At 38.7% G+C, this 13,929-nt stretch carries 13 protein-coding genes; 5 read left to right on the top strand and 8 right to left on the bottom strand.

Annotation, left to right across the window (positions count from 1 at the left end; translation table 11 throughout):
- Positions 1-61 precede the first annotated feature (61 nt).
- Positions 62-1,120 (top strand): RluA family pseudouridine synthase, encoded by a 1,059-nt coding sequence (locus E6H07_18230; GenBank protein TMI61835.1) that lies wholly within the window; start codon positions 62-64, stop codon positions 1,118-1,120.
- Positions 1,121-1,219: 99 nt separating this feature from the next.
- On the opposite strand, the gene E6H07_18225 is transcribed toward E6H07_18230, so the two are convergent.
- A complete protein-coding gene (locus E6H07_18225) occupies positions 1,220-2,170 on the bottom strand; it encodes a hypothetical protein (protein TMI61834.1) in 951 nt (316 codons plus the stop codon).
- Between the two features lie 14 nt (positions 2,171-2,184).
- Between E6H07_18225 and E6H07_18220 the strand changes: the two genes are divergently transcribed.
- The gene (locus E6H07_18220; protein TMI61833.1) at positions 2,185-2,970 is read left to right on the top strand and encodes a tetratricopeptide repeat protein; all 786 of its coding nucleotides are present in this window, start codon (positions 2,185-2,187) and stop codon (positions 2,968-2,970) included.
- 5 nt (positions 2,971-2,975) lie between these two features.
- Here E6H07_18220 and E6H07_18215 read toward each other — a convergent pair whose 3' ends face one another.
- The 5 genes from E6H07_18215 to E6H07_18195 form a co-directional block, all read right to left on the bottom strand.
- The gene (locus E6H07_18215) at positions 2,976-3,554 is read right to left on the bottom strand and encodes a peptide deformylase (GenBank protein ID TMI61832.1); all 579 of its coding nucleotides are present in this window, start codon (positions 3,552-3,554) and stop codon (positions 2,976-2,978) included.
- 57 nt (positions 3,555-3,611) lie between these two features.
- Positions 3,612-4,025 carry a Holliday junction resolvase RuvX gene (gene ruvX / locus E6H07_18210; GenBank protein TMI61831.1) on the bottom strand — a complete coding sequence of 138 codons (414 nt, stop codon included), beginning with the start codon at positions 4,023-4,025 and terminating at the stop codon, positions 3,612-3,614.
- A gap of 8 nt (positions 4,026-4,033) precedes the next feature.
- Positions 4,034-4,960: a 4-hydroxybenzoate octaprenyltransferase gene (locus tag E6H07_18205; GenBank protein ID TMI61830.1), complete on the bottom strand. Its 927-nt coding sequence runs from the start codon at positions 4,958-4,960 to the stop codon at positions 4,034-4,036.
- A gap of 39 nt (positions 4,961-4,999) precedes the next feature.
- On the bottom strand, positions 5,000-5,524 hold the full coding sequence (locus E6H07_18200) for an RNA methyltransferase (protein ID TMI61829.1): 525 nt from the start codon (positions 5,522-5,524) through the stop codon (positions 5,000-5,002).
- A gap of 111 nt (positions 5,525-5,635) precedes the next feature.
- The gene (locus E6H07_18195; GenBank protein ID TMI61828.1) at positions 5,636-7,357 is read right to left on the bottom strand and encodes a DUF4139 domain-containing protein; all 1,722 of its coding nucleotides are present in this window, start codon (positions 7,355-7,357) and stop codon (positions 5,636-5,638) included.
- Between the two features lie 88 nt (positions 7,358-7,445).
- Between E6H07_18195 and mutS the strand changes: the two genes are divergently transcribed.
- A complete protein-coding gene (gene mutS / locus E6H07_18190; protein ID TMI61827.1) occupies positions 7,446-10,079 on the top strand; it encodes a DNA mismatch repair protein MutS in 2,634 nt (877 codons plus the stop codon).
- 78 nt (positions 10,080-10,157) lie between these two features.
- Here the strand turns inward: mutS and E6H07_18185 are convergent, their stop codons facing one another.
- Complete coding sequence (locus tag E6H07_18185) at positions 10,158-11,375, bottom strand: DUF1624 domain-containing protein (protein TMI61826.1); 1,218 nt, start codon at positions 11,373-11,375, stop codon at positions 10,158-10,160.
- Positions 11,376-11,514: 139 nt separating this feature from the next.
- Between E6H07_18185 and E6H07_18180 the strand changes: the two genes are divergently transcribed.
- On the top strand, positions 11,515-12,018 hold the full coding sequence (locus E6H07_18180; GenBank protein ID TMI61825.1) for a CHRD domain-containing protein: 504 nt from the start codon (positions 11,515-11,517) through the stop codon (positions 12,016-12,018).
- Between the two features lie 46 nt (positions 12,019-12,064).
- Here E6H07_18180 and E6H07_18175 read toward each other — a convergent pair whose 3' ends face one another.
- The gene (locus E6H07_18175) at positions 12,065-12,448 is read right to left on the bottom strand and encodes an SET domain-containing protein (protein TMI61824.1); all 384 of its coding nucleotides are present in this window, start codon (positions 12,446-12,448) and stop codon (positions 12,065-12,067) included.
- Between the two features lie 84 nt (positions 12,449-12,532).
- Between E6H07_18175 and mgtE the strand changes: the two genes are divergently transcribed.
- On the top strand, positions 12,533-13,918 hold the full coding sequence (gene mgtE / locus E6H07_18170) for a magnesium transporter (protein TMI61823.1): 1,386 nt from the start codon (positions 12,533-12,535) through the stop codon (positions 13,916-13,918).
- The last annotated feature ends 11 nt before the right edge of the window (positions 13,919-13,929 follow it).

Raw genomic sequence — 13,929 nt, 5'->3', positions numbered from 1 at the left:
TGAACGGAGCGTCGCAAGGGACTTTCAATAGCAGCAATGCAGTTGACCTAACAAAAAAACTATGACAGACGAACTGAATAAAAATATAACTGAGGAAAACGACAGCAGCGATGATCTGTATGAACGATTTGCTTTTACGATCGATAGAGGACAGGAACCATTACGCATTGATAAATACCTGATGGCAAGAATTGAAGGGGCGACCCGTAATAAGATCCAGCAGGCCATCAATGCGGGTTTTGTAATGGTGAATAATAAAACGATCAAACAGAATTATAAGATCAGGCCCGCTGATTCAATTGTTGTGTACAGCGATATGCATCCCCATGAAACGGATGTAGTGCCGGAGAAGATGGACCTGAATATTTTTTTTGAGGATGCTGACCTGATGGTGATCAATAAACCAGCCGGAATGGTAGTACATCCTGGCAGTGGAAATTATAATGGCACTTTACTGAATGGCATAGCATGGTATCTGCAACAGCAAAACCCAGGTCTGAGTGAGGAACTATTGCCGCGGTTTGGATTAGTACATCGCATTGATAAAAATACAAGTGGCCTACTGCTGATCGCAAAAACAGATACGGCGATGCGGCACCTGGCTAAACAGTTTTTTGATCATACCGTAAGACGGCAATATGTTGCATTGGTTTGGGGTGATCTGAAAAATGATGAAGGAACCATCGTGGCACATGTAGGCCGTCATCTTCGCTTTCGAAAATTATTTGAAGCTTATCCCGAGGGTGATCATGGTAAAGAAGCGATCACACATTATAAAGTGATCGAACGTTTTGGATATGTAACGATGGTAAGCTGTATACTGGAAACCGGCCGTACTCACCAGATACGTGTACACATGAAATATCTGGGTCATCCATTATTTAATGATGATTTTTATGGTGGTGATAAAATTGTAAAAGGAACGGTGTATACCAAATACAAACAGTTTGTTGATAATTGCTTTGAAATTTGTCCCCGTCATGCATTGCATGCAAAAACATTGGGCTTTACCCATCCTACTTCAGGAGAAGAATTATTTTTTGAAACCGAATTGCCTGATGATATGCAGTTGATGATCGAGAAGTGGAGAAAATATGTGAGTGTGAAAGATAATAGATGATAACTGATAGTTATTAGTGCTCTCAATTCAAACTCTTATTAAACTATCAGAAGCATCCGGATTTAAAGAACTATCATCTATCATCTTTTCACTGTCATCTCATTCGCTGTTCTTAAAGTCAAAGAGAGTTGCAGTAAACACGCCTCTTTCTCTTTTCTTGAATGCAACATCCCATGTGCCGACATAACGCAGTGTTTTTGGTAAAAGATACTTACCAAAATGTGTCATCTGTACTTCCATATGTACATTAAAGTCATATACACCGGCATTATAACTCATATCGTATTTGCGGGCCACCACTTCCATCGTTCTTGCATTGAACCAGGTGATCATGGAGTCAATTACAATTTTATCCTTCTTGCCTGATCGTAACCCTTGTTTTGCTTTTATAGTAAAAACGTAACAGGCCTGTCCTTCATAATCATCATAATCGATCAGGAAATCATACAACTCAGCCCGATCAGGATCGAAGATGTCGATCTTATCTCCCATCAGCGGAATACCGGATATCTTTTTACCGGGATTAAAGAATAGCATTTTGAGCTGCTGCTTATGTTTTTCTATTCCTTTCTGCGATCTAGGATTGAGTTCAATGCCTTTTACTGTATTTGTTTCATTGCAGATCTTTCCATTGGTGAAAAATAAACCTGCATACAACTCAGCTGTATAATAGTTATAGTTTTTTTTACTATCATAAAAATTGCCGGTTGCTTTTTCATTCACCACTTCCATCGTCCTGCAATTATCCTTCCGGTGCTGGATGGTTTTACTTTGCAATGAGGCAATCACATTATTATTCTTATCCCGCATACGAATATCGTTGAGCGAGGTAAACCCTACAAGGTGAAGACTGCGGAATGCTTTGTAAAATGTAGTATCTGTTTTAACCCGTTCAATAAACTTTGCCACATTAATATCAGTGCGGACAGTTACCGGTGTCAGGGTCACCATTTTTGCAAGCCGTTCATTATCCAGTGAATCGTTCTGTGCACATAAAGCCCCTGTATAAACCACAAAAAATATAAATACCAACCGTTTACTCATTAGCATGCAAATTATACTAAATGAAATGCTTTTCAATTGCCGGAAATCTTATTTTTACTGAATACTCAACCAGCGTTATTATGAAAAAATATTTTCTGCTTTTTGGTCTCGTTGTTTTATCAGCTCATGCTTTTGCACAAAATGACAATCTGAAATCACATTACCTGAAAGTTTTTCATAATGCGATGGCCTATAATGACCCGGACGCAGCCATCAATGCATTACACGGATATATTGCTATTGATAGTAATGTTGCTTATAAAGACACATTGTCGCTTTTATACTTTGTACGTAAATCCTACTACAGTGCATTGATACTTGCCGAAGAAGTAGCAAAGACTGATAAATCGAATATAGAAGCCTATGCCAGGGCAGCAGAATGTTACCAACAGCTGGGCGATTTTAAAACAGCAGTAAATTATTTCGAACAGATCAGTGCCGCCACAAAAAACCCTTATCATTTTTATCAATTGGCCGTATCTCAATATAGCCTGAAACGAATAGCAGAATGTGAAGCTAATTGCAGAAAAGTTTTAGCTGACACCAACAGCAGCAAGATCGGGGTGACGTTTAATAATGGAGACGGTACAGAACAATTAGTTCCTGTAAGTGCAGCAGCATTGAACCTTTCAGGAGTGCTACAGATGGAAGCAAAAAATTATGTGGAAGCAACTAAATTATTCAAACAGGCTACAGCGATCTTCCCCAATTTTACAGGCGCCTTGCAAAACATAAAAGTGTGTGAAGAGAAAACTGCCAAACCAAAAACACAGGCTAAACCTCCAGCAACAAAACCCAAGACATAGTTGGCTTAACGCGGAAAAAGCATTTTATAATCAACTGTGATTTTGCCTTTGGTAATATCATTCAGTTTGCCCTTCATGAGTTTCCTTTTTAGCGGGGTGATGTAGTCAATAAATAATTTCCCTTCAATATGATCGTACTCATGTTGTATAACACGGGATGTTATTCCGTGATAGGTTTTAATATGCGAGTTGAATTCTTCGTCGAGAAATTTTATTGTTACTGATTCGGGCCGCATTATATCTTCCCTTATTTTAGGAATGCTGAGGCAACCTTCATTATAAGGCCATTCCTTTCCATTTTGTTCTACTACGTGTGCATTTATAAAAACCTGTTTGATACCCGGCACATCCGGATACTCTGCCAGCTCTTTTTCATCCATACCTTCGAAAATGCGATGACTGTCTACTACAAAAAGGCGGATATCCTTGTTTACTTGTGGCGCTGCAAGACCAACCCCATTGCTCATATACATCGTGTCCCACATATCGGCAATGAGTTTTTCCAGTCCCGGATGGTCAGGGAAAATATCAATACAAACCTTACGTAAAACTGGGTGGCCGTATGCTACAATCGGAAGTGTCAAATTATTAAATTATTTAAGTGTGCAAATTTAGCCCTAAACTGTCAATTGGCCAATGAACTAATCAAGAGACCGAAGGTATTCCTGCAGCATGATCGTAGCGGCAATTTCATCTACCAAAGCCTTATTGCGGCGCTGCATTTTTTTCATACCCATTTCCAGCATTGCGTCTTTAGCCATTTTAGATGTATAGCGTTCATCTACTCTTTTAATAGGAATATTAGGGAAATTCTTTTGAAGGTCTTTGATGCATTTTTCAACTAACGGGGTAGCATGTGTATCCGAATCATCCCAGTTCTTTGGTTCGCCGATGATAATAAGTTCAACCGGTTCTTTGGAAAAATAATCCTTTAAAAAAGGAATAAGTTGTTTTGATTCAACCGTGGTTAAACCGGTTGCAATGATCTTTAACGGGTCAGTAACTGCAAGTCCTGTTCGTTTGAGGCCGTAGTCTATTGAAATTATGCGGGGCAATTGAATAATTAATTATTAAAAAACAAATCAGCAATAACAAAGATGGCGAAAACGACTGATGCAATTCCATTAGTGGTAAAAAAAGCAAGATTTACTTTTTTTAGATCAGTTGGTTTTACAAGTGTATGTTGATAAACTAATAAACAAACAAATAGTGCTGCGCCGAAACAGTACAACAAACCAAAATTTCCATACCAGCCAGCAAATACAACACAGGCAGCACTCAGTAAATGCAGAATTCTTGAAACAGTAAGAGCTCTTGTTTTTCCCAAAGCAGCCGGTATTGAATACAATTTATTTTCTTTATCAAATTCTTCGTCCTGTAATGCATAGATGATATCAAAACCACTAACCCAGAATAAAACAGTAAATGAAAACAGAATAGGTAATAAAGCAAATTGACCCGTTACAGCTAAATAAGCGCCAATCGGCGCTAGCGATAAACCTAAACCAAGTATCAGATGACAAAGCGGTGTAAATCGTTTTGTATAGCTATAACCCAACACGACGAGCAAGGCAACTGGTGAAAGATAGAAGCATATTTTATTGATGAAAAAAGTACAGGCAACAAACATTATGCAATTCATAATTGTAAACAAAAGCACTTTGTCTGTTTTTAGTACACCAGCAGGAATTTCTCTTATAGCTGTTCTCGGGTTCCTTGCATCAAAACTTCTGTCGAGATAGCGATTGAAGGCCATGGCGGCACTGCGGGCAAAGACCATGCAGAGGATAACGAGAAGAAATAATTTTGCGCCATGCCCTAAATAAAGAATATCTCTTGTTTCCGCGTCTATACCGGGATTAGCGGATTTTATATTTAATTCAAAAAGCCCGGTTGACATACCAAGAAAAAACCCAATCATCGCAAAGGGCATTGCGAAAATGGTATGAGAAAATTTTATTAAGCTTAAATAACTCCTGACCTTACTCATTTAAAATAATTAATGTTCAATTCTTCCTTTTACCGGAGATTATTTAGTTCTGACCAATTCCCATAATACTACACCTGCAGCCGTTGCAATATTTAAGGAATGTTTCATTCCAAATTGAGGGATCTCGATACACCCTTCACATAATTGAATGGTTGATTGTTCTACACCCGTCACTTCATTACCAAAAACCACTGCTATCCTTTCATTTTGCTTAAAGCCTGCCGAATGCAGTTTGTAACTATTTTCTGCTTGTTCTACTGCATACACTTTATATTTTATGTTTTTTAATTCATCAATTGCCTCAGCTGTTGTTTTAAAATATTTCCATTCAACGGAGTCTTCTGCGCCCAATGCCGTTTTCTTTATTTCCTTATGTGGGGGTTTGGCAGAATAGCCAATGATATAAATAGCTTCAATTAAAAATGCATCGGCTGTTCGAAAGACAGAGCCTACATTATAAGCGCTGCGGATGTTTTCCAGCACAACAATGATCGGGTTCTTATCGGCCTGCTTGAATTCATCCACCGATTTACGGCCCAACTCTTCCATTGACAATTTTCGCATGTTTGCAAATGTAGGATAAGAGGATAAAAGAGAGAAGACCTGCCTGCCGGCAGGCAGGGAAAAGGAGGTCAGATTTCTCTTTATCTCCTTTTCTCTTTTAAATTCTTAGTCCTATTTAAGGTTTACGATCTTCTTATCCTTCGGATATTTCACCGAATAGGTAAATCTCACTTTCTTACTTTCTCCCGGTTTCAGGTTCAGCTTCCAGGTTATTACTCCTGTTTCTGAATTTACAATTGCATCACCACTGTCTTCAAGATTTACTTCCACTTCTTTTATCGTACTCATTGGAAATTGATCTTTCAGCAACAAGTTAATATCAGTTTGCTTGTTGTTTTTAATTACCAGTTCGTATGTAAAACTCTGTTTAGTTGTGCTGCCACTTGTTTTCAGGCTACTCAATTCTTTTACCAGCGAACGTTTTACTACTACTCTTTTATCTCTCCCTAAAGATAGATTCAGTGTATCTGCGATTGTATTAGGATCGATCAGCGATTTACCGATATAAGTATCATCCATTATAATGTTTGCATCGCCGGGTAACAGGTCAAGGTTTTGCCAATCGGCTACTTCTGCCATCAGATAAGTTTCTTTATCCATCCGCGGTACTGCATAGTTTTTAAGTGTACAGACAATTTCTTCTTCTTTAATTGCAATACTGTTCATTTTACCGTCGCTTTCGATATCATAAGGCAACTCAATTTCATAATTGGTATTAAGCTGACCTTCGTTCAATGTTGTATAGGCATTCATTGTACTCGGATCAATTGTTTGTGAATAGCCGAGTTCTTTAAATATTTTTTTCTCGCCAGGAGCAGTAGTCATTACTTCTTCTTTCATTGCATTATCATCATTCATTGACTGAATTGTATTCCGCTGTGCATTTATTCCTGCTGCTCTGCCTTGTAAATCCTTATATAACTCCGGTACATACAATTGCAAGAACCAGGGAGAAAGAACAGGAGCTGTCACGCCGAAATTGGGAGTACCTGTACTTAATGTGAGTTTTGCTTTCTTCCAGTCAACCCCGCTTGTTTGCGTAAGTGATGCTTTATAGATCAACTTTACTTTATTTGTTTTTGAATTCACCCGTATATCATATACAGGCACCCATCCTGCATTACGTGTATAGTAAGAAATGGATACCGGAATTTCTCCTGTACGCTTGGTAAATACCTGGAGGAATAATTGGCCGTATGATTTTTCTCTTATTACATTCACCGGCTGCAATGCAGCAATTCTTTTCCTGATCTCTTCTGCTTTCTTTGTCAATTTTCCTTTTGTCTGTTGATGATTATAAATATTGGTTTTTGTTTTTTCAATTTTTGCATTGTAATAGTCTACCAACTTTAACACTTCAGCGCTGAGTATTTGTTTGTTCCCGTTATTAGTCATTGCAGATTCTATCAGTGTTCCTGTTTTTTGTAAAACTTCTGCTTCAATTCCGATCAATGATTCCACTTTACCGATCTCTTCCCGGATCGATTCAATACTGTCTTCCATTAATACAGCTACTGGCGGCTTTACCCAAACCGGTGCTGGTGGAGTAAACAAACCAAAACGATGCGAAAGCAACGCTACATCCTCCGGCACACTTATCTGTAAACTGTTCAGGTCAATATTTGTTCCCAGCCGGTTAATGACAATGATCTTTGTATTGTTATTGAGCTTTACCTTGGATTGATGTGTCAATTCTGCGCCATAACCGAAATAGACGGTAGCATTGGAAATTTCCGCATCAGTACGGGTTGTATCCCCGTTATCACGGGACTGGCTCTGTGCATTTACGTAAATTGATAAAAGAAATGTTAAGGTGAATAATAACTTCTGCATAAATTAATTTTATTAGGGATGCAGAAGAAAGTAGAGTTACATAAACAGTTCCTTATTTTTGTCGCCTGCCGGTAAATCCGGGTGAACAATGGCAAAGACTACGACTTCTGATACCCCACTAATGCAGCAGCATAAGGCTATTAAACAAAAATATCCTGATGCCATTCTGCTCTTCCGTGTAGGGGACTTTTACGAAACCTTCGGGCCTGATGCAGTGATTGCTTCGCAGGTCCTGGGTATTACACTTACAAAAAGAAATAATGGCGCTGCGTCTTCTTCTGAACTTGCAGGTTTTCCTCATCATGCACTTGATACTTATCTGCATAAACTGGTAAAAGCCGGTTACCGTGTTGCTATTTGCGATCAGTTGGAAGATCCCAAGCTGGCAAAAGGAATTGTAAAACGTGGCGTAACGGAAATGGTAACTCCCGGCACTACTACAAATGACAAATTGCTTGAACATAATAGCAATAATTTTTTAGCCGGAATTCATTTTGGTGAAAACGATCAATACGGCCTGGCCTTTCTCGACATTTCAACCGGTGAATTTTTTATTGCCGAAGGCGACCGTGAATATGCAGACAAACTCATACAGGGTTTTAAACCGGCCGAAGTTGTTTTCCAGCGTCACAAGCAAAAAAATTTCAAAGAAAATTTTGGAGCAAAAGTTTATTCCTACACATTGGATGAATGGATCTTTACCGAAGCCTATGCAGAAGATACCTTACTGAAACATTTTCAAACGCATTCACTCAAAGGTTTTGGAGTGGATGAAATGAGAAAAGGGTTGATAGCAGCATCAGCGATCTTACATTATTTAAAAGAAACAGAGCACCCCAACCTGCAGCATATTATTGCGCTACAAAGAATCGATCGTGATGATTTTTTATGGATGGACCGATTCACCATCAGGAACCTGGAATTAATATCAAGAAATTCCGAAGCAGGACATACACTATTGGATGTTTTAGATAATACAGCTTCACCAATGGGTGCAAGATTATTGAAACGCTGGATCGTTTTTCCGCTAAAAGATATTCAGAAGATAAATGAACGACTTGATACAGTTGAGTTTTTTATAAAAGAAACCGACCTGCGCAATAAGATCTCACAACATATTCGCCAATGCGGTGATATTGAAAGATTGGTTTCAAAAATTCCATTAAAGAAGATCAACCCCCGTGAAGTATTGCAACTGGCAAGAGGTTTAAAACAGGTTGAGATCATCAAACAACTTTGTTTAAGTTCTTCCAATGAATATTTGAAACGTCTCGGCGATGCGCTAAATCCCTGCCCTTATATCGCAGAGAAGATTTTTAAAGAGATCATTGATAATCCTCCTGCATTGGCTGTAAAAGGCGGAATGATTAATAGTGGGATCAGCCATGAGCTGGATGAGCTACGAAATATTTCACATTCCGGAAAAAGTTATTTGGTCCAGTTGCAGCAGAAAGAAGCTGAAGCAACCGGCATTTCATCATTAAAGATCGGTTTCAATAATGTGTTTGGCTATTATCTTGAAGTAACACATGTACATAAAAACAAAGTGCCGGCCGAATGGATGCGCAAACAAACACTTACAAACGCCGAACGTTATATCACACCGGAATTAAAAGACTATGAAGAAAAGATCACCGGTGCTGAAGAAAAGATATTAAAATTAGAACTGGAATTATTTGAAGCATTGCTAAACGAACTAATGGATTACCTGCAACCGGTGCAGGCTAATGGAAATATTTTAGCTACGCTTGATTGTATTAGTTGTTTTGCCAATAATGCTTTGCAGTTTCATTACCGCAAGCCGCAATTACATAATGAACCTGAACTCATCATCAAAGAGGGCCGTCATCCTGTGATCGAAAGAAATTTACCGATTGGCGAATCATATATTTCAAATGATATTGAGTTAAATAAAACTGAACAGCAGGTTATTATTCTTACCGGGCCAAATATGAGTGGTAAATCTGCATTGCTTCGTCAAACGGCATTAATAACATTAATGGCACATATCGGGAGTTTTGTTCCTGCAGCTGAAGCAAAGATTTCTTTGACAGATAAAATATTTACAAGAGTTGGTGCTTCCGATAACCTCAGCGGTGGCGAATCCACTTTTATGGTGGAAATGAATGAAACAGCTTCTATCATAAATAACATCACAAGCAGGAGTTTGATCTTGCTGGATGAGATCGGAAGAGGCACTTCTACTTACGATGGCATTTCCATTGCGTGGAGTATTGTTGAACATTTGCACGCAACAGCTCATCAACCCAAAACTTTATTTGCTACTCACTATCATGAATTGAATGAACTTGAAGAAAAACTACCACGAGTAAAAAATTATCATGTCACCAATAAAGAAGTAGGCAATAAAATTATTTTCCTGCGCAAATTGGCAAGGGGCGGAAGCACTCACAGTTTCGGTATTCATGTAGCAAAAATGGCAGGTATGCCGCCTTCATTGATTGATAGAGCTAATGAGATTCTTAAATATTTAGAAGCAATACATGAAGTCGGGAGTTCGGAGTCGGGAGTCAAGAATACGGAGTCATTAGATAAAAAAATAAAGAACCTTTCGCTACCGCAAATGCAGCTTTCTATTTTTGATGCACATAGCGAAACATTTGACGAAATAAGAAAATTACTCGGCGATATTGATATCAATCGCCTTACCCCGGTAGAAGCATTGCTGAAGTTGCAAGAAATCAAGAGCAAACTGAAATAGATAATAGTGGATAGATGATAACTGACAATGATAAAACTCCCTAAACTATCATCTATCCACTATTATCTATCATCTAATCTATATATAACTCAGCCACCACTTCTCTTTTGCATGTGCAGTTTTATACTTGTCGTATTTTTTACAAACAGGATATAATATTGCAACTACAAAAATCCAGATTGCATAAACACCCAACAATCCAAAACCCAGATCCGGTGTCTTGAAATAAAAAGGAGCTCCTTTTGGAATAATCTCATTTGCCCCATGACCTTGCCTGTAAAATTCGACTACAAGGAGCAGATGAATAATATAAAAATGCAGGATATAGTAAAGCATCGGCACACGACCATAAACATTCATTATCCTCGTAAATCCGTTTTGTATTTTTTCAATAAATGCTAAAAATAAAATGCCAGGCCCAATGGTCATGCAAAGAAACAGCAATGATGGCGGGTATTTATTGAGGTTAAGAAATGATAAAAATGTATAAACACTTCCTCTCGGCTGCGAACTCCACGGAAGCGGGTCGCCATACAGATTACTGAAACGAAGAATTACAAACAATATCACCAACCCACCACCAATTCTAAGTAACATTTTTCTTCGCCATATTGCATCAACTCCCTGTTGATATAATTTTCCAAAACAATAACCCAGCAACATTACTCCTGTCCATGGAAGAAATGCATATACGATCAGGAAATAATGGCCATCCCAGAGTTTATAGATTGAAAAATTGGAGAAATAAAGCAGGTCGCCTAAAACCGTTCCCCTTAATCCCGAGCCAACTGAAGAAATATCTGTTAGATTATGCCCGGCAACTATCAATAAACCGATTGCAAAAATTATTTTGTAAGGCAGCAACACAAGAATGCCCATCAGGATCATGCTTACTCCAATTGCCCAAATGACTTGCATTATAAAAAGGTTGAAAAAAGGATTGAATGTCCATCCAAATGTTATAATAATGAGTTCAACAAAAACCAGCCAGAAGCCACGTTTAATTAAAAAGCTGCTGATCGCTGCTTTTGACTTTCGCTGACTCATTAGATAGATAGAAGTTCCAGCCAGGAAAACAAAAATGGGTGCACAGAAATGCGTTATCCAGCGGGTGAAAAAAAGTGCAGGATAAGTGGTTTCCATATTTGTTGGGTCCATTGCCGCATCGGCTGCCTTTCCCAGGTCTGCTTTGTAAAAAAAATCACGGACATGGTCAATTGCCATAATCACCATTACAAGCCCTCTTAATATATCAATTGATTGAATGCGACTACGGGAATCGGTCAGTTGATTCATAATAATTGGTTTTGGTAACCGTCAAGTTACGATTTTCATTTTCCCATCTTAAAAACCCTTTTTCCACAACCCTTAAACCCTCGTTTTAAAAATATTGCCATTTCAAAAAACTTCTTATTTTTACTCAAATTCTGCAACCATGACTAAAATGAGACTAACTGCATTTCCCATTATTATTATTGCTTTTATTATTACCCTTGCCTCCTGCCGTCGCGATGATGTAGAACATCAGAATCTGTACATGAAATCAGATATTGTAATGAGTGGAGCACAGGAAGTTCCTGCCAATCCATCTAGTGCATTGGGCAAGTTGAATGTGAGCTATAGCAGGCTATCCAAAACATTAACTTATAATTTTTCCTGGACAGGCTTAACTGGTCCGGTAACTATTTTTCATATTCATGGTTTGGCACCTGTTGGTTTTTCAGCTCCGGTATTTCAAACATTTACTGCCGCAAGTATCGTTCCTTGTAAAGTAAATGGCGTTGCTGGCCCTACTAGCTGCGGATCTTACAGCGGCACCTTATTTATCGACGGTGTGGCAATAAAAGAAGCGGATCTGTTAAATGGAATGTATTATGTAAACATTCATACTGCTACTTATGGTGGTGGCGAAATAAAAGGGCAGATCAAGTTTGAATAATAAATTTTATATAGAAAGTTGAGTCCCGGCCGAAATGCCGGGATTTTTATTTTGCATCAAACCAGATAGGTTTGGCATCATCCCAATCGCCATTGTAATTAATAAACAGTTCTTCGCCGGGTTCAATATCACGCATAGCTTTTACAGCAATGGTCTGTGCTTCAAAATCCATTTCATATTCACAGTTGGATAAATAGGAATGATTATATACTGGCACCCAACCCAACGCCATTGCACAATGTGTTCTGTCATCACCCCATTCAAAAATATAATCATGCAGCAATGTCTGATCAAGCAATTTTTTATTTGCCGCATTCATTACTATCACAGGAGCAATTTCTATCACAGTTCCCTTCTCAATTTTTTCATTGGTAAAAACACCTCTTCCTTTTCCATCTGACATACTAATATGAATTGCCGGGTGTATCATTATCTACAAAAATATAAAACAGGTTTTCAGTGAAGCAACTTAAATTTGAAGCCCTGCCTACCGGCAGGCAACCTTGAAATTAATATGTCAGAAATCCTTAGCGGAAATATTATCAATCATTTTGAATACCTGCTGGAATCAGGTAATGAAATTGCTTCACGGGAGTTTTTAGATCATCAGAACATCAGTGATGTGGCCGACCTGATCAAACATTTTCCCGACCAGGAAGCCTATATCATTACCCATATGAAAATAAACAGGGCGTCCAATGTATTTAAGATCCTTGACCTGGCCGAGCAGAAAAAAATAATTCATGAACTGCCCCCTTATAAAACTGCAGAATTACTTAATGCACTTTCACCAGATGACCGTACTGATTTTTTGGAAGAACTGCCCAGCAATGCTGTAAGAGAACTGATAAAACTTCTTAACCCTGAAGAAAGAAAAACAACATTATCGTTATTAGGCTACCCGGAAGATAGTATTGGAAGGCTGATGACCCCAGACTATGTTTGGGTGTATCCGCATAATACAGTAGAAGAAGTTTTTGCCACTATACGCAAATACGGAAAAGACAGTGAGACCATCAATGTGATCTATGTGATAAATGAAGCAGGCGAGTTGCTGGATGATATCCGCATCCGTGATTTTATTCTCAGTAATCCAAAAACAAAAGTTTCGGAGCTGATGAATAACCGGGTAACAAAGCTGAATGCATATGATGACCAGGAAAAAGCCAGTGAAGCATTTAAAACCGAGAACAGGGTGGCACTGCCAGTGGTGAGCAACAGCAATAAGCTACTCGGCATTGTAACTATCGACGATATACTCTGGGTAGCCGAAGAAGAATTTTCTGAAGACATGCAGAAGATGGGGGGTACTGAAGCGTTGGAAGAACCCTACCTGGAAGTGCCATTAAAAAAACTGTATAAAAAAAGGATCATCTGGTTGTTGATATTATTTGTGGGTGAAACACTGACAATTGCTGCTATGTCGAGTTTCCAGGCAACACTGGAACAGGTTTTAGTGCTATCCACTTTTATCCCATTGATCATTTCAAGTGGCGGCAATAGTGGCTCACAAGCTGCAACACTGATCATTCAGGCAATGGCATTAAATGAAATCAAACTAAGCGATTGGTGGCTTATTGCACGAAGGGAAATATTCACCGGTTTTATGATGGGTGCAACGCTGGGTGTATTTGGATGCCTTATTGTTATTGGTGGTCACGAATTTTTTGGCTTGTTTGGAGAACATTTCGTTCGCATCGGTATAGCCATTGGGATTGCAATAATTGGCGTAGTAATGTGGGGCACAATTATGGGCTCCATGCTTCCGCTTTTATTGAAAAGAATGGGAGCTGACCCTGCCGCTTCCTCCACTCCTTTTGTGGCAACATTGGTGGATGTAACCGGCCTGCTTATTTATTTTGGCACTGCTTTCCTGTTACTTAAAGGTGTTCTTCTCTAAAGGATAAATCA

The sequence above is a fragment of the Bacteroidota bacterium genome, assembly GCA_005882315.1.
Classification (GTDB): Bacteria; Bacteroidota; Bacteroidia; order Chitinophagales; family Chitinophagaceae; genus VBAR01.
Note: the sequence above shows the minus strand (reverse complement) of the source record. Positions and strands in the feature narration are given on the sequence as shown.